Annotated in this window: 16 protein-coding genes; 1 reads left to right on the top strand and 15 read right to left on the bottom strand. The window is 44.6% G+C overall.

Annotated elements, in window-relative coordinates:
• Positions 1–76: 76 nt before the first annotated feature.
• The 5 genes from recG to V1500_RS09840 form a co-directional block, all read right to left on the bottom strand.
• Positions 77–2,125 (bottom strand): ATP-dependent DNA helicase RecG, encoded by a 2,049-nt coding sequence (recG, locus tag V1500_RS09860; protein WP_409305384.1) that lies wholly within the window; start codon positions 2,123–2,125, stop codon positions 77–79.
• Positions 2,122–3,006 carry an L-serine ammonia-lyase, iron-sulfur-dependent, subunit alpha gene (gene sdaAA / locus V1500_RS09855; RefSeq protein WP_409305383.1) on the bottom strand — a complete coding sequence of 295 codons (885 nt, stop codon included), beginning with the start codon at positions 3,004–3,006 and terminating at the stop codon, positions 2,122–2,124. Before sdaAA ends, recG begins: the two co-directional genes overlap by 4 nt.
• A gap of 250 nt (positions 3,007–3,256) precedes the next feature.
• Entirely contained in the window at positions 3,257–3,919 is a 663-nt protein-coding gene (gene sdaAB, locus V1500_RS09850; RefSeq protein ID WP_409305382.1) for an L-serine ammonia-lyase, iron-sulfur-dependent subunit beta, read from the bottom strand.
• 153 nt (positions 3,920–4,072) lie between these two features.
• A complete protein-coding gene (locus tag V1500_RS09845; RefSeq protein WP_409305381.1) occupies positions 4,073–5,755 on the bottom strand; it encodes a DAK2 domain-containing protein in 1,683 nt (560 codons plus the stop codon).
• Positions 5,756–5,773: 18 nt separating this feature from the next.
• Positions 5,774–6,136 carry an Asp23/Gls24 family envelope stress response protein gene (locus V1500_RS09840; protein WP_409305380.1) on the bottom strand — a complete coding sequence of 121 codons (363 nt, stop codon included), beginning with the start codon at positions 6,134–6,136 and terminating at the stop codon, positions 5,774–5,776.
• Between the two features lie 255 nt (positions 6,137–6,391).
• Between V1500_RS09840 and rpmB the strand changes: the two genes are divergently transcribed.
• A complete protein-coding gene (gene rpmB / locus V1500_RS09835) occupies positions 6,392–6,580 on the top strand; it encodes a 50S ribosomal protein L28 (RefSeq protein WP_409305379.1) in 189 nt (62 codons plus the stop codon).
• A gap of 114 nt (positions 6,581–6,694) precedes the next feature.
• Here rpmB and spoVM read toward each other — a convergent pair whose 3' ends face one another.
• From spoVM to def, 10 genes are all read right to left on the bottom strand, one after another.
• Positions 6,695–6,775, bottom strand: coding sequence for a stage V sporulation protein SpoVM (gene spoVM / locus V1500_RS09830; RefSeq protein WP_003348972.1), 81 nt, complete (start codon positions 6,773–6,775; stop codon positions 6,695–6,697).
• 115 nt (positions 6,776–6,890) lie between these two features.
• Positions 6,891–7,544, bottom strand: coding sequence for a thiamine diphosphokinase (locus V1500_RS09825; RefSeq protein WP_409305378.1), 654 nt, complete (start codon positions 7,542–7,544; stop codon positions 6,891–6,893).
• Between the two features lie 144 nt (positions 7,545–7,688).
• A complete protein-coding gene (gene rpe / locus V1500_RS09820) occupies positions 7,689–8,333 on the bottom strand; it encodes a ribulose-phosphate 3-epimerase (protein WP_409305377.1) in 645 nt (214 codons plus the stop codon).
• A 1-nt stretch (position 8,334) separates the two neighbouring features.
• Positions 8,335–9,216 carry a ribosome small subunit-dependent GTPase A gene (gene rsgA, locus V1500_RS09815; RefSeq protein ID WP_409305376.1) on the bottom strand — a complete coding sequence of 294 codons (882 nt, stop codon included), beginning with the start codon at positions 9,214–9,216 and terminating at the stop codon, positions 8,335–8,337.
• A gap of 20 nt (positions 9,217–9,236) precedes the next feature.
• Positions 9,237–11,231, bottom strand: coding sequence for a Stk1 family PASTA domain-containing Ser/Thr kinase (gene pknB, locus V1500_RS09810; RefSeq protein WP_409305375.1), 1,995 nt, complete (start codon positions 11,229–11,231; stop codon positions 9,237–9,239).
• Positions 11,232–11,236: 5 nt separating this feature from the next.
• Positions 11,237–11,986, bottom strand: a complete 750-nt coding sequence (locus V1500_RS09805; RefSeq protein ID WP_409305374.1) for a Stp1/IreP family PP2C-type Ser/Thr phosphatase — start codon at positions 11,984–11,986, stop codon at positions 11,237–11,239.
• 5 nt (positions 11,987–11,991) lie between these two features.
• Positions 11,992–13,083, bottom strand: a complete 1,092-nt coding sequence (gene rlmN / locus V1500_RS09800; protein WP_409305373.1) for a 23S rRNA (adenine(2503)-C(2))-methyltransferase RlmN — start codon at positions 13,081–13,083, stop codon at positions 11,992–11,994.
• Positions 13,083–14,432 carry a 16S rRNA (cytosine(967)-C(5))-methyltransferase RsmB gene (rsmB, locus tag V1500_RS09795; protein WP_409305372.1) on the bottom strand — a complete coding sequence of 450 codons (1,350 nt, stop codon included), beginning with the start codon at positions 14,430–14,432 and terminating at the stop codon, positions 13,083–13,085. The genes rlmN and rsmB overlap by 1 nt, the downstream gene beginning before the upstream one ends.
• Complete coding sequence (fmt, locus tag V1500_RS09790) at positions 14,419–15,378, bottom strand: methionyl-tRNA formyltransferase (protein WP_409305371.1); 960 nt, start codon at positions 15,376–15,378, stop codon at positions 14,419–14,421. Before fmt ends, rsmB begins: the two co-directional genes overlap by 14 nt.
• Positions 15,371–15,859 (bottom strand): peptide deformylase, encoded by a 489-nt coding sequence (gene def / locus V1500_RS09785; protein WP_409305370.1) that lies wholly within the window; start codon positions 15,857–15,859, stop codon positions 15,371–15,373. Before def ends, fmt begins: the two co-directional genes overlap by 8 nt.
• Positions 15,860–16,413 lie beyond the last annotated feature (554 nt).

Genomic DNA, 16,413 nt, shown 5'->3' with positions numbered 1-16,413 from the left:
ACAAAAACAGATTGCAAGAATAAGAATAATTCCCGCAATCTGCCAGCAATCCATATCATTTCTTTTTAAACTTCTGCTAATCCAGCTTTTCCCCATTCAATACTCCCGTACTCTCAAGATATCGGCGCAGCGGAAGATACTCGCTGCCTGCCCAAAATTCTTTAGACGCAATCAGTTTTGCAGCATCCTCCCTTGCGACCTCTAATGCCCGATAGTCATGTACCATATCCGCAACCTTGAATTCGGGAAGACCGCTTTGCTTTTTGCCGAAAAAGTCACCAGGGCCCCTAAGCTCCAGATCCTTTTCTGAGAGGACAAAGCCATCATTGGTCTCAGTCATGATTTTCATACGTTCCTTCCCCGTTTCTGACTTAGGGTCGGCAAGCAAAATACAATACGACTGGTCACTGCCGCGGCCTACCCGGCCGCGAAGCTGGTGAAGCTGGGCAAGTCCGAAACGTTCCGCATCATAAATGACCATGGTTGTTGCATTCGGAACATTTACTCCGACCTCTACAACAGTGGTTGATACAAGGACCTGTACTTCATTGGTACTGAATTGCTTCATAACCTCATCTTTTTCGTCTGCCGGAAGCTTTCCATGCATTAGTCCGACCTTGTATCTTCCATGGAAATAATGGGTCAGCGTTGCATGGACATCCAGAACATTCTGAAGGTCAAGCTTTTCGGATTCTTCAATTAACGGACAGATTACATAAGCCTGGCGTCCCTTTTTCAGTTCTTTTTCCATGAAAGCAAGAATCCTGTCCAGCATGTCGTGTTTTGCCCAATATGTTTCAATCGCTTTTCTGCCTGCTGGCATTTCATCAATGGTGGAGACATCCATTTCACCAAACACGGTGATGGCAAGCGTTCTAGGAATAGGGGTGGCGGTCATAAACAGGACATCCGGATTCTCGCCTTTTTCCCTTAGAATCCGTCGTTGTTCCACCCCAAATCGATGCTGTTCATCTGTGATCACTAGTCCCAGGTTATGAAAATTCACTTCATCCTGAATAAGGGCATGAGTTCCGATAAGGACATCTATTTCTCCTGCTTTTAGCTGCTCCAGCAATTCACGTCTCCTCTTTCCTTTTACAGAGCTGGTGAGCAGGGCACTTTTTATGTTCACTGGCGCAAACATTGCCTTCAATGATTGGGCATGCTGTTCAGCGAGAATTTCCGTAGGGACCATAAGCGCTCCCTGATAGCCTGCTGAAACAGAAGCGAACAAGGCGATTGCGGATACCACCGTTTTCCCTGAGCCAACATCCCCCTGAAGCAGGCGGTTCATCCTGTATGGCGATTTCATATCTGCCAGGATTTCATTTACTACCCTTTTTTGGGCGCCAGTCAATGGAAAAGGAAGTGTATCGATGAAGGCCATTAATGAATCAAGATTATAGCTTTGCTGTATGCCCAAGGATTGTTCACGCTGCACCTTTCGGATTGCCTGCATTTGCAGCTGGAACAGCAAAAACTCTTCATATACAAACCGGCGCCGCGCTTGCTTCAAATCCCCCGCCGAAGCTGGGAAATGCATGACATGCAAAGCATCCTTCCGGGACATCAGCTTATATTCGTTTAAAAAACGCTGGGGGAGATTTTCCCGTATCAGTGTCCCATATTGTGAAAAGGCATTCGTGATATAGCGCCTTAGCCCTTTTACGGTTATGCTGCCCCGGGTAGCATATACCGGTTCAAATTCCACCGCTTTTTTATATGGTCCGATTTGGCATTCGCTTCCTGTTATCGTTTGCCGGTGCCTGTCCCATTTACCTGTAACAGTCACGGTATCACCAATATTAATTTTCCCCTTAAGGTACGGTTGATTGAAGAATACTACGGAGATTAAATATCTCCCTACAAGCAATTTCAACGTAAGTCTTGATTTTTTTTTGCCGAAGTATCCCAAGGAAGGCTGGCTATGAACCTTCCCCTCGATAGTTACTCTCTCATCATGCTCTACTTTTTCCAAATCCTTCAGCCGGTAATCTTCATAGCGGAATGGCAGGTGTTCCATCAGGTCGGAAACGGTGTAAATACCCATTTCATTTAATGATTGAGCTGTTTCCTCTCCCACTCCTTTAATGACGGTTACTGAATCATTAAGTTCTGAAATCAATTCTTATTGAGCGGCAAACCGAAGATTTTTGCTTCCAGCTCCCTACCGGTCGGTGTGGCCGCCAACCCTCCTTGTGCAGTTTCTCTCAAAGCGACTGGCATTGTCTGTCCAATCTTGAACATTGCATCGATTACCTCATCGCACGGAATACGGCTGGTAATCCCGGCAAGCGCCATATCTGCCGCAACCATTGCATTGGCCGCCCCCATCGCATTTCGCTTGACGCATGGAACCTCTACTAATCCGGCAACTGGGTCACAAACGAGGCCAAGCATATTTTTCAAGGTGATGGCCATCGCTTCAGCACTCTGTGACGGAGTACCCCCTGCCATCTCCACGATTGCAGCCGCAGCCATTCCTGCCGCAGAACCAACCTCTGCCTGACAGCCGCCGGCTGCACCGGAAATCGATGCGTTGTTTGCTACGACAAATCCAAATGCACCGGCAGTAAATAAAAATTCAATTTTTTGTTCCCTGGTAGGATTCAGTTTCCTTTGTACCGCAAATAGTGTTCCCGGAACAACCCCGGCAGAGCCCGCAGTAGGTGTCGCACAAATCGTGCCCATGGCGGCATTTACTTCATTTGTCGCTACCGCCTTGCTCACAGCATCGAGAAGAAATTCCCCTGAAAGGAAATTTCCTTTTTTAATGTATTCCTGCAGGAGTACAGCATCGCCTCCGGTAAGCCCGGAATGGGACCTGACACCTTGCAGGCCGCGTTCGACCGCATCCTCCATAACCTTAAGGTTTCTCTCCATCAAAGACATGACCTGTTCGCGGCTGCGTCCTGTTACTTCTACCTCCTGCTCAATCATGATTTGAGATATTTTAACGTTTCTTGTTTCTGCTAATTCGACTAATTCAGCTACATTACGAAACATGTATGTTCCTCCCTTTTAAAAACGGTAATTCTCACATAATGTTACAGTTCATTTCCTATAGCAATCGCACATACCAGCACTGGCATGTACAGCAGCAGTAAAATTCAAATTCTCTCCCGAGGCGGGGAATCTGCAAACCTCTCATTATCCGTTACAGTAAGGTTAGAACCCCGACACACTGAACAGCCCCACATTAGTGGGGCTTGATCCCTGTTTTCATTGCAAACGCTTTCCGTTATTTCCCTGTTTTTTAATCTACTATCCTTGTAACCTGCGTAATGTTTGGCAGGCATGCAATTTCTGATATTATGTGATCTTCTATGTTTTGGTCCACTTCGATTGTCATCAATGCCATTTTGCCTTTTTCCTTGCGCGACACATCCATCTGGCCAATATTGATCCGATGTTTCGCAAGTACATTGGAAACACTGGCTATTGCACCAAATCGGTCATCGTGCACTACAAGGATTGCTGGATTGTGCCCGGATAATTTCAATACGAAGCCATTAAGTTCAATGATTTCTATCTTTCCTCCGCCGATTGAAATGCCCACAAGCTCCAGTTCTCCATTCTCGTCCCCCAATTGTATTTTCGCAGTATTTGGGTGGTCTGTGACAGCCTGTTCTTCCTGAAACTTAATTCGGATTTTCTTCTTCCTGGCAATTTCAAGCGACTCTTTTATTCTCTCATCAAATGTATCAAAATCGAGCAGGCCGCCGACAATTGCCACATCAGTGCCATGCCCCTTGTAAGTTTTAGCAAAGGATCCGTATAAAGAAATGACCGCCCATTTCGGTTCTCTCCCGAACAGGTTTCTCGCAACCCGCCCTATCCTTGCCGCGCCTGCGGTATGGGAGCTTGAGGGACCAATCATTATGGGGCCAATGATATCAAATACACTCTTATATTTCATAGCTTCCTCCTAGAGAGCTAGGCTGTATTTTTCTGAAAAACAGTCTCATTTCAGGAAAAATGCTCTCCTCTTACTATGATACACAATAATAAAAACCCGGTCTACAACCAAGTACATGCCATGGATGTGACCGAGTTTCGCCGATCGTGTTTTTTATTCTATTGAGAAAATAAATGCGTACAGAGGCTGGTTCCCGTTATGGACCTCCACCTCGGCATCCTCAAAATTCTCGTTGCAGAATGAAACTAATTCATCTACTTCTTCCTGCGTGGCCTCTTCACCATAAAGGATGGTAAGGATTTCTGAATCCTCATCCATCATTTCCGACAATAATTGTTTTGCTGCTTCCAGCTTATCTTTGCTTTTAACAATGATTTTGCCCTCTGACAGCCCCATAAAATCACCGCTTTCGATTTCCAGTCCATCAATACTGGTATCGCGGACAGCAAAGGTAATCTGCCCTGTTTTGACATGGGAAAGTGCATCTGTCATCAAAGAACCATTGTGCTCTGCACTTGCTGACGGATTAAATGCCAATAGAGCAGACATACCCTGCGGCACGGTTTTGGAAGGCACGACTGTTACGTTTTCTCCCACTACTTCAGCTGCCTGTTGGGCTGCCATGATTATATTCTTGTTATTAGGCAAAATTATAATATTATTTGCATTGGTTTCTTCAATCGCTTTGACAATATCTTCAGTGCTTGGGTTCATCGTCTGGCCGCCCTCAATTACCACACTGGCCCCAATGCTTTTGAACAGCTCGCTGATTCCGGATCCCATGGCAACGGCCACGATGCCATATTCCTCTTTTGGCTTCGTTTCAGTTTTCGTTTCAGTTTGCAATGTTGAATGGGTTTCACTCACAATGGCAGAATGCTGTTCACGCATATTATCAATCTTTATTTTGATCAGGGTTCCATATTGCTGCCCGTAATTCAAGCACACGCCAGGCTGTTCGGAATGGATATGTACTTTGACAATTTCATCATCCGAAATAACGAGCAAAGAGTCCCCTAATTCATTAAGATCTTCCCTGAATTTCTGCTCATCGAAAGGATGGCTGGCTGTCTTTTCTTTTTCCAATCGGACCATAAATTCCGTACAATACCCAAATTCGATATCTTCCGAATTTATATGGCCTGAAACATTCATGTGATGCTCAGCACTCACGAGATCTTCCATGGTCGGCACATTTGCCGGGCTCCCAGGCAGCTCTTCACCTTTCAATTCAGCGAGGAAGCCTTCATATACAAGGACAAGCCCCTGCCCGCCGCTGTCTACTACTCCTACTTCCTTAAGTACTGGCAGAAGGTCCGGTGTCCTGTTCAAGGATGCACGCGCTTCCTTCAGGACATCCTCCATAACTTTCACGATATCTTCATTTTTCTTGGCGGATGCTACTGCTTGCTTTGCCGCATCTTTTGCAACAGTCAGGATCGTTCCTTCTACAGGCTTCATTACCGCCTTATAAGCGGTTTGGACACCTGCCTCGAATGCATTGGCAAAGTCCTCGCTGCCAATATCGGCTTTAGACTCGATTGATTTAGAAAATCCGCGAAATAGCTGGGAAAGGATGACGCCGGAGTTGCCACGAGCACCCATCAACAATCCACGTGACAGTGATATGCCTACCTTGCCGATATGCTCCTGAACGTTATTCTTTACTTCCTTTGCACCGGAAGACATAGATAGATTCATATTGGTGCCGGTATCTCCATCCGGTACCGGAAAGACATTCAATGCGTCAACCATCTTAGCATTGGCCGCTAGGTGATTGGCTCCCTGGATGATCATTTCGGCAAAGTGCTTTCCATTTAACCTCGTAATCGACACAAAAACTTCCTCCTCGACTTAAGGGTTCGTTACACGAACTCCCTGTACAAAAATGTTTACGGAATCTACAGCTAATCCGACCGTTTTGTCCAGGGTGTATTTAACCTTTGATTGTACATTGTGCGCCACTTCAGAAATCTTTGTTCCATAACTGACGATAATGAACATATCGATATGAACTTCATCATTTTCCTGGCGGACAATTACACCCTTAGTGAAGTTTTCTCTTCTTAATATCTCAGCAATCCCGTCCTTCAATTGCTTTTTTGATGCCATGCCGACGATTCCGTAACAATCAACAGCCGCACCCCCGGCAACTGTCGCAATGACATCATTGGATATATCAATTTGACCTAGTTTGGTTTGCATTTCGATGGACATAAACGTTCCCCCTTAGGAATAATCTCCTTAGCTAAAGACATTTTACTATATTGTCCTATGTTTTAAAAGGAATTATCAACTGTATTATTATAAATCAATTGAATATAGTATATGTCAAGGTTTTTTTCTTGAAAGTAATCCATAGAACTGGTTGCATTCTCTATGGAGGTGTGGTAAATTATTATAGTATTTTCAAAAAGACTTAAGATTAATATTTGAACCTTAAGCTTGCTGTAGTTGGGAGGGAATTAAACGATGGCAAAAGTATGTGTAGTAACTGGAAGAAAAACTCGTTCTGGAAACAAACGCTCACACGCTATGAATGCAAACAAGCGTACATGGGGCGCTAACCTTCAAAAAGTGCGTATCTTGGTGAATGGTAAACCTAAGCGTGTATACGTATCTGCAAGAGCTCTTAAATCAGGCAAAGTAGAACGCGTATAATATGATGGCATCCTCGAATGGGGATGCCTTTTATATTTCTCTCGTTATTTATACGGATCTATAAAAATAAAAAAACACCCACAAACAGGGGTGTCTGCATAATCTCTTATTTTATCAGCCTTTCTTAAACGCCCCAAGCATAGCACGTACCAGGCCTCCTAAAAACTTTGGAAGCTTAATTGTATAAAATTTCATATTGCCCCTCCTCTGCACATCTCACTCTTTCTCTGAAAGTGAAGCCTCATATTACGAGATAAGCTTTTTAGCGGAATAAGGTCTTACAGTCCGTCATCAGCGGGCAGCTCTTTAGTCAGTCACTGCTGCTTATCACCATTAATATGCCATCTGAATAGGAAAAATTACCATAATCAGAAATTAGTTCATTACTAATACATAGTGTGGAACCTCTTTTAATATGACTGTTTTCCAAAGGATATTTAAATCCAGTCAGAGTCAGGCCTTTCACCTCTTCAGTGACCGGAACAAACGAGATATACTTCATCCCGGGCTCCTGTTTTACATCATATGAACCGGGAGGCAGGACAGTTAACTTATTTTTGTTATCGATTATGTATACTTCAGGCCTCTCTTCCCGCTCCAGGAAGTCGTTCGCGGCCAAAAGCTGAATGTTACCCATAAGATGGTCAATCCTGCCCCCTGTCGCACCATATATATTGATTGTGCGGGGTTTTTGAGTAAGTGCCCAGTTAAACGCTATTTCCAAATCGGTTTCATTTTTTTCGGAAGGGAATATATGCAGTTTTTGTAATTTCTTTTGAATTTCAATCAATTCAGATTCTGAAACCGAATCAAAGTCTCCAAAAGCCGCCATTGGTACAATACCGAACTTAAGGAGAGTGTGCACGCCCCGATCAACGCCAACCCACCACTCGTTTGTAAAATCAAGCTCCTCTTGTTTTGGTAAGTATTGTTCCGGACCGCCTGCCAAAATATTAATGTTCACAGTTTTTTCTCCACTCCTTAAAAAGCCCTTGTAAAATGTAAAAGTCGCTGTAACGAGAACAAAACCTAATAAAAAGAAGCGGATCATACGACCTGCCCCTCATACAGGCGACACTTTCCGGTCGATATTACCGCTTCATGTTTGTTAGCTTCTTAGTTTTTGAATCGCTTTTTTCCTATCCATTTCGTTAAACACAGCAGAGCCGGCTACGAGGACAGTAGCGCCCTGTTCCACGCATAATTTTGCCGTCATTTCGTTTACTCCGCCATCCACCTCGATCTCGATATCTGATCCATGCTCTTGTGCCAATTGTTTGACTTCTGAAATCTTAGACAGAACATTTTCAATAAATGTCTGGCCGCCGAATCCTGGATTGACAGTCATTAATAAAACCATATCCACATCAGTTATGATGTGCTTGATGGCGGAAACAGGCGTTGCGGGATTCAGGACGACACCTGCCTTTGCGCCATATGACTTTATTAATTGGATAGTACGGTGGAGATGGCGGCATGCCTCTACATGGACAGTAATAAAATCTGCTCCCGCTTTTGCAAATGCCTCAATATACTCGTCAGGCGATTCTAACATCAAATGAACGTCCAATGGGAGCTTGGTCACGGGACGTACGGCTTCCACAACTATAGGGCCCATGGTGATGTTAGGGACAAAATGGCCATCCATGACATCGATATGAATCATATCGGCCCCCCCTCTTTCCACATCAAGGATTTCCTCGGCAAGCCTGGAAAAGTCTGCCGATAAAATAGATGGAGCTATTTTTACCATATTAATACCTCGGTTTCCTATCTTTTATTTCCTCAAGAAACTGCAAATAATGATCATACCGGTATTTTCGGATGTCACCCTTATCAACAGCGCCCTTTACCGCGCATTTCGGTTCACGGTCATGGAGGCAGCCTCTGAATTTACACTGCTGCCCTGTTTTATATATTTCTGGGAAGCAATACGACAGCCTGTCCGCCTCCAGTTCCAGAAATTCTAATGAACTGAATCCAGGAGTATCGGCAACAAGGCCAGTCCCAACATGGATCAGCTCCACATGCCTGGTAGTATGCTTCCCTCTCCCAAGATGGGACGAAATATCATTCGTCTTTAGTTCCAATTCAGGATTAATGGCATTTAGCAGCGATGATTTCCCGACTCCCGACTGCCCTGCAAAAACACTTACCTTCTCATCAAGGAACGGCAATAATTGTTCGGTACCCTCTGTTGTTACAGAAGAAGTTGTCAATACGGTATAGCCAATATCCATATAATCCTTTACATACTGATCCATTTCATTCCTCGACGATTCAGGAACCAAATCCATCTTGCTGATGCAAATGACGGGATCTATCTCATTATCCTCGATTAATACTAAGAAGCGGTCAAGCAAAGCCGTGCTGAAGTCAGGCTCAACTGCGGAAAAAACAAGAATGGCCTGATCTATATTGGCTATCGGAGGCCTCAGCAATTCATTTTTGCGCTCCTTTATATCCATGATATAGCCATCAGTGATCTTTTCAGCCTGATAAACGACACTGTCCCCGACAAGAGGAGTGACCTTATTTTTTCGGAAAACCCCTCTTCCCCTGCACTGTACAACCTGTTCACCGTCCAGCACATAATAGAAACCGCTTAACGCTTTAATGATTTTGCCTTCAGGCATTGCGTCACTCCTTTTTAAAATTATTCAGGGTATGGAACTTCCTGCTCATCATATACAACATTGTCCCTCATGATTTTATACCTGGCCGGCCTATCCTTCTGTACCTGTACATTTAGCGTGAACTTGTAGTCCTGGCTGATTGATTCAGTCCTCACCGGTGTATTATAATCGTGATTCATATCTTCAATAAAAATTGAAACTTCCTGAGGTTTTCCTTCTTCTTCGGGTTCGTATCTTACTGTGACATCACGGGTAACCAATTTCGGTACAGCCGCATTTGGACCTTTAGAAAGTACAACTTGCACGGTACTATTTTTATCCACTTTTGTACCAGCGCCTGGATCCTGTGAAATTACCTTACCCTTGGGTATGGATTCATGATTTTCTGATGAAATATCAATATTTAAATCTGTTCTGTCTTCATAGTCTTTCAATTGGGATTCAGTATATCCTGACAGATCTTCTACGTTCACTTTTTCCGGCCCTTGACTTACGGTCACTGTGAAATTAGTATCAGACGGAACTACATCGCTCCCCGGCAGTGGATTCTGATCGATGATCGTACCTTCCGGGTCATTATCACTTGTTTTTGTGTTGATTTCGAAATCTTTGAAGCCCATGCCTTCAATAATACTTTGATAGGCATCTATATCTCTTCCAATATAATCGGGGATTGTTATGGTTTCTTTACCCGCACTTTCATAGATATCCACACGGGAACCTTCCTTTATTTTCGTTCCTTGTTCGGGATCTGTTTTGATGACCTTCCCTTTCTCAACCCCTTCATCGTCCACCTCTATGGTTTCGCCATATTCAAGGCCTGCCGACAAAAGCTTTGATATCGCGTTATCCTGTGTCTCCCCCCTGACATCCGGCACAGTGATTTCCTTTGGAGCCATCATTTTAGGAAGCACGGTTACCGTTAAAACTCCTAGTGCCATAAGCAAAATAAAGGTAGTTATCAGAATTGCAGGCCACCTGTTCTTTTTCTTTTTGGCGTTGCCCTTTTTCTTTTCTTTTTTACTTTTCTTTCCGGCAACAACTGTCGTATCATCCGTTTGGACAGGAGTGTTCTCGGGCCCCCGGACGATGGTTTCATCAAATTTGGAAATGCCGCTATCTTTGGTAATGATCGGGATTGCTTTTGTTGCCTCATCGTCCTCGGGTATGAGGAATCGTGCCTCATTGATCCGGTCTGAATTCAACGCAGTGCTGATATCCATGTACATATCGTCTACACTATCATATCTATAGAAAGAATCTTTGGCGGTCGCCTTTAAAATAATGTTTTCCACACTTTGAGGAATCTCCGGATTCCACCGTTTCGGTGAGGGAGTTTCCGACTGAAGATGCTTAAGCGCTATAGAGACGGCCGATTCACCCGAAAATGGAAGTCTTCCTGTCAAAAGTTCAAACATGACAATACCCAGAGAATAAATATCTGATTTCTTATTTGCCATTCCGCCCCTTGCCTGTTCAGGAGACAAGTAATGGACAGATCCAAGAACAGCATTTGTTTGGGTAATATTTGTCGCGCTCAATGCCATGGCGATCCCAAAATCGGTGATCTTGACCGTTCCCCCATCATCTATCAATATGTTTTGGGGTTTTATATCCCGATGGATGATGCCATTTTGATGGGCATGGGATATTGCCGACGTGATTTGTTTCATGATATCGATGGCTTTCTCGATTGGAATAGGGTAATTCTTTTGTATGTATTGTTTAAGGGTATGCCCCTTAACATATTCCATGACAATATAGTATATATCGTCTTCTTCTCCGACATCATATATAGAGACAATGTTAGGATGTGCTAGGCTCGTTGCAGATTGGGCTTCGCGGTTAAACCGTTTAATGAACTCGTCATCATTTGAAAATTCCATCCTGAGAATTTTCAAAGCCACCTCACGCTCAAGGATCATGTCCATGGCAAGATATACATTCGCCATTCCCCCGCCGCCAACCATATCTAATAGTTTATATCGGCCATTTATCCTTTTGCCAATCAACATTCCGTTCACCCGCTTTCACTTTCATCGTGAAATTGGACAAGTACTAGAGTGATATTATCTTCCCCGCCATGTTCATTAGCCAATTCAATCAAAGAACCTGCCTTTTGCTCAAGGTTATTGTGATCGGTCACTATATCATACATTTCTTGCTCAGACACTTTATTGGATAAACCATCCGAACAAAGCATCAGCATATCTCCCTCTTCAAATGTGATGGTAGTTAAGTCCATCTCCACATTTAATTCTGTGCCCAATGCACGAAGAAGGACATTTTTGCGAGGATGGAACTCAGCATCTTCCTTTGAGATTTGACCAGACCTGACAAGCTCATTCACTAACGAATGGTCCTCAGTCACCTGTTTAAATCCGCTTTCGTTACAGAGATAACCTCTGCTGTCACCAATATTTGCAATCGTCGCAAAAAGATCCGTACAAATGGCCGCCACGATGGTGGTTCCCATTCCCTGGCATTCTGGATTATTTTCCGAATGCTGGTACAGGAGACGATTTACATCTTCAATATTCGTTTTCAGCCAGCTTTCCGCATCATGCGGAGTCGCCAAATCTTCGACTTGCTTCCATCTTTCACTTAAGGTATCAATGGTCATCTTGCTCGCCACATCACCGGCCCGGTGCCCGCCCATGCCATCTGCTACAATGGCAAGGCGGATCCCCCGGGAATTAAAGAAAATTCCACCGCTGTCCTCATTATGCTGGCGGACTTTCCCGCGGTCTGTCATAAATACTGCCTTCAAAAGGATCACCTCGTCTCTTCTTTACGCTCCTTTGCACGAAGCTGGCCGCAGGCTGCATCAATGTCATGTCCCTGTTCTCTTCGAATTGTCACATTGATGCCGCGCTTTTTCAATGTTCTTTCAAATTCAAAGATTTGCTCACGAGGTGTTCTTACATAGTTGCGTTCCGGTACGTAGTTTACCGGGATCAGGTTTACGTGACATTTTAAATCTTTAATAAGATCCGCCAGTTCTTCCGCATGTTCCACCTGGTCATTCTCTCCCCCGAATAGCCCGTATTCGAAGCTGACCCTTCTGCCTGTTTTTTCTGTGTAATACTTAACTGCCTCGATTAAATCAGGAAGCTTATATGCCCTGTTAATCGGCATCAATTTACTTCTTAGTTCCGTATTTGGCGCATGGAGTGATATCGCAAAATTAATTTGGAGCTGTTCATCCGCAAACTTATAGATTTTAGGGATGATGCCGCTTGTAGATACCGTAATATGGCGTGAGCCAATATTCAAGCCCTTTTCGTTATTAATATTTTTCAAAAATGACATCATCTCATCATAATTGTCAAAAGGTTCTCCAATCCCCATGATAACCACCGAGCTGACACGGTCATCCGTTTCATCCAATGCCTGTTGTACTTTTACGACCTGAGCGACGATTTCTCCTGCTTCCAGGTTTCGTTTTAGCCCTCCAAGCGTGGAAGCGCAGAATGTACAGCCAATCCTGCAGCCGACCTGCGTGGTTACGCAGACGGAGTTCCCATAATCATGCCTCATTAATACCGTTTCTATAGAGAATCCATCATGGAGCTCGAAAAGAAACTTCATTGTGTTTCCGTCACTGGAGGTCTGCTGAATCAATGTATTCAAAGTGGTTATGGTGAACTGTTCGGTCATTTTATCCCGCAGGCCTTTAGAAAGGTTGGACATATCTTCAAAGGTTGTTACCCTTTTTTTGTAAAGCCAATCAAAGATCTGGTCTGCACGGAATGCCTTTTCTCCATTTTCAGTCAACCAGCCTTTAAGCTCATGGAGCTCCAAAGAATAAATCGAAGGCTTTGCCGGTGTCGTCTCTCTTTTTGCTTTTGCTGTGCTTACTGCCATTACTGCACCTTCTTCCTAAAACTAGCAATGAAGAATCCATCGCTGCCAAAATATTGAGGGAATATCTGAAGTTTATTGCCCTCGACATAGTTCCTGATTTCCAAAGGAATCCTATCCTCAAGAGTGTGATCTGCTTCAAATTCAGGATGATTATTTAAAAATGCTTCCGCAACCTTATCATTTTCTTCACGGTCCACCGTACATGTACTGTATACCAGGGTTCCGCCTTTCTTCAACAAGGGAGCTGCTGCCGCCAAAAGCTCCTGCTGGATAGAAGAAAGCTTTATTATATCATCTTTTGACTTTGTGTATTTAACATCAGGCTTACGGCGCATAACACCGAGCCCGGAGCACGGGGCATCGACTAATATCCTGTCGAATCCCTCATTATGGAAGTGTTCTCCTGCTTTCCTGCTGTCTGATGTCAGGGTTTTAATATTTCTTAATCCCAAACGCTTGGCGGTCTCATCAATCAGCTTCACCTTATGCTCATGAAGGTCCAAAGCTGTGACCTGCCCATAAGTCAATCCTTCTGCTATATGTGTCGTCTTCCCGCCAGGTGCCGCACAGCAGTCGAGAACCATATCATTTTCACTGGCTCCCAAAGCATGCGCCACAAGCATCGAGCTCTCATCCTGAATGGTCATGAATCCCATTTTAAAGCTTTCGGAATGCGCAAGGTTCCCTCCTAGGCTATGGATCGCTTCGGGAACTATCTTACTTTTCTCCACCTTAAAGCCTTCCTCGGTTAAAGCGCTGACCAATTCATTGCGGGTCATTTTCTTTAGGTTGACCCTGGCTGTTTGCAGGGGGGCTGTCAGATTGATTTGACACATTTCTTCTGTTTTAGTGAATCCATATTGCTCGACCCACCTTTGTACAAGCCATAAAGGATGGCTTGTAGCGATTGCCAGCCGTTCTGCCTTATCCTCGATAGAATCCAGCGATGGTATGCCTTTTCGCTGAATATTTCTCAATACGCCGTTGACCATGGAGGTAATTCCTTTGTGGCCTCGCTTTTTTGCGATTTCAACAGCCTCAAAAAGTATGGCATGGTCCGGCACCTTATCAAGGTACACCATTTGATATAATGATAATCGTAAAAGATTCATAACCCAGGACATTGTCTTTTTCGGATCCTTCACAAACGGCTTAAGATAAAAATCCAATGTCATTTTCCGCTGGATCGTGCCATAGGTGATTTCTGTTAACAAGCCGCTGTCAGCTGCAGATAGCTGGTGCTTCGAAATCATGGAATTGATCAAAAGGTTGCTGTAAGACTGATTTTTTTCGACGGACTCGATTATATCCAGTGCGATATCACGAACACCTTTTTTACCTGCCTTCATTGCTGTCTCCTAACTTCAGGCCTTTCTCAATGAAAGAGCCTGCTCCCCTCAGATAATCCTTCGCGCTCATCCGTTTCTTTCCGGAAGGCTGCAGCTCTGTAATGCGGATAGCTGTCTGATTGCCTGTCGAAACCAATAAACCTTCACCATCTGCAGCCAGGATTTCACCGGGAGATGCATCTTGCTTTACTTGCTCTTTCTTCGACTCCCATACCTTTATAATGTCACCATTTAAGGTTGTGTAAGCAACCGGCCATGGATTAAGGCCGCGAATATGATTGTATATATCCTCGCCTTTCCTTGTCCAATCGATTTTTTCTTGTTCCCGCTTGATATTTGGAGCAAAGGTGGCTTTGGAATCATCTTGCTTAATCGGGATGATTTCACCCTTCAACAGCTTTGGAATGGTTTCTGACAAAAGTTCTGCACCTGCAGCACTTAGTTTATCATGCAGTGTCCCGACGTTATCAGTTTCTTCTATCGGAACCTCTGCCTTTGTTAAAATATCACCCGCATCCAATTTCTCAACCATATACATGATGGTAATTCCTGTTTTTTCCTTGCCTTGAAGAATGGAATAATGAATGGGTGCGCCGCCCCTTAATTCAGGCAGGAGTGAAGCATGGACATTAATACAGCCGTATCGTGGAGCTTCGAGCAATTCATTCGGGAGAATCTGCCCAAAAGCCGCCGTTACGATCAAATCGGCATTCAAAGCAATGATCTTGTCCATTTCCTCTCTCACCTTAATTTTTTCGGGCTGATACACTGGAATGCCATGCCTTTCAGCTTCGACCTTGACAGGCGGAGGAGTCATCACCCTCTTCCTGCCGACAGGCCTGTCAGGCTGCGTAACCGCCGCTATTACATCATAGCCATCGTCCACTAATCTCTGCAATACCGGCACCGAAAAGTCCGGCGTTCCCATAAAAATAATCTTAGTCATTCACTTCATACCTTTCCAATTCTTCTTCCGTCAAATACTTTGTAATCTTACTAGTAAATAGTACACCGTTCAAATGGTCAATCTCATGCTGGATCGCCCTGGCTAGGAAGTCCTCAGCTTCCAGCTCATATGTTTGTCCCCGGCGGTCCTGGGCCCTTATTTTCACCCTATACGGCCTGATTACCTCCCCGAAAATACCCGGGAAACTTAGACAGCCTTCCGGTCCTGTCTGGCTTCCTGAAGTTTCGATGACCTCGGGATTGACCATTTCAATGATGTCTCCACCCTCTCCGATGTCGACCACGGCAATCTGCTTCTTCACACCAACCTGCGGTGCAGCAAGCCCAACGCCATCTGCCTCCAGCATCGTTTCATGCATATTATTTAACAGCTTTGCCAAATTTCTATCAAAAGTTGTAACCTTAGAACATTTTTGTTTCAGAATCTTATCCGGAAACATAACAATAGGTAAAATAGCCAAAATAAACCTCCTAATACGAAAAGCGGAGGCGCCCGTTTAGCTCCGTCAGGCATAAGATGTAACCCGCAAGAGGTCCTGACCTCTGGAGGGGGGCAGCTTATGACCCCGAGGAGCTGGGCGCCGCAGCTAGACACCAGTCCAAATCTAAAGATGTAAAATTAATTTCAACGAAAAGCGAAGGCGCCTTGCTCTGCCCCGTCAGGCATAAGGCATAACCCGCAAAAGGTCCTGACCTCTGGAGGGGGATGACCTATGACCCCGAGGGGCTAGGCGCCGCAGCTAGACACCAGTCCAAATCCAAAGATGTATGTTTTTATTCACGAAAAGCGGAGGCGCCCGTTTAGCTCCGTCAGGCATAAGATGTAACCCGCAAGAGGTCCTGACCTCTGGAGGGGGACAGCTTATGACCCTGAGGAGCTGGGCGCCGCAGCTAGACACCAGTCCAAATCTAAAGATGTAAAATTAATTTCAACGAAAAGCGGAGGCGCCTTGCTCAGCCCCGTCAGGCAAAAGGCATAACCCGCAAGAGGTCCTGACCTCTGGAGGGGGATGAC

The organism is Peribacillus sedimenti, from assembly GCF_046237635.1.
In the GTDB taxonomy this organism is placed as follows: domain Bacteria; phylum Bacillota; class Bacilli; order Bacillales; family DSM-1321; genus Peribacillus; species Peribacillus sedimenti.
The sequence above is the reverse complement of the archived record's forward strand: the minus strand, read 5'-3'. Positions and strand labels throughout refer to the sequence as shown.

Excerpts from the sequence above, each read along its gene's own strand:
- rsmB (WP_409305372.1), bottom strand. The coding sequence starts at position 14,432 with ATGAAGGCAGGTAAAAAAGGTGTTCGTGATATCGCACTGGATATAATC.
- rsgA (WP_409305376.1), bottom strand. The coding sequence starts at position 9,216 with ATGCCTGAAGGCAAAATCATTAAAGCGTTAAGCGGTTTCTATTATGTG.
- V1500_RS09840 (WP_409305380.1), bottom strand. The coding sequence starts at position 6,136 with ATGTCCATCGAAATGCAAACCAAACTAGGTCAAATTGATATATCCAAT.
- sdaAA (WP_409305383.1), bottom strand. The coding sequence starts at position 3,006 with ATGTTTCGTAATGTAGCTGAATTAGTCGAATTAGCAGAAACAAGAAAC.
- rpmB (WP_409305379.1), top strand. The coding sequence starts at position 6,392 with ATGGCAAAAGTATGTGTAGTAACTGGAAGAAAAACTCGTTCTGGAAAC.
- sdaAB (WP_409305382.1), bottom strand. The coding sequence starts at position 3,919 with ATGAAATATAAGAGTGTATTTGATATCATTGGCCCCATAATGATTGGT.
- fmt (WP_409305371.1), bottom strand. The coding sequence starts at position 15,378 with ATGACTAAGATTATTTTTATGGGAACGCCGGACTTTTCGGTGCCGGTA.
- spoVM (WP_003348972.1), bottom strand. The coding sequence starts at position 6,775 with ATGAAATTTTATACAATTAAGCTTCCAAAGTTTTTAGGAGGCCTGGTA.
- rpe (WP_409305377.1), bottom strand. The coding sequence starts at position 8,333 with ATGGTAAAAATAGCTCCATCTATTTTATCGGCAGACTTTTCCAGGCTT.
- rlmN (WP_409305373.1), bottom strand. The coding sequence starts at position 13,083 with ATGGCAGTAAGCACAGCAAAAGCAAAAAGAGAGACGACACCGGCAAAG.
- pknB (WP_409305375.1), bottom strand. The coding sequence starts at position 11,231 with ATGTTGATTGGCAAAAGGATAAATGGCCGATATAAACTATTAGATATG.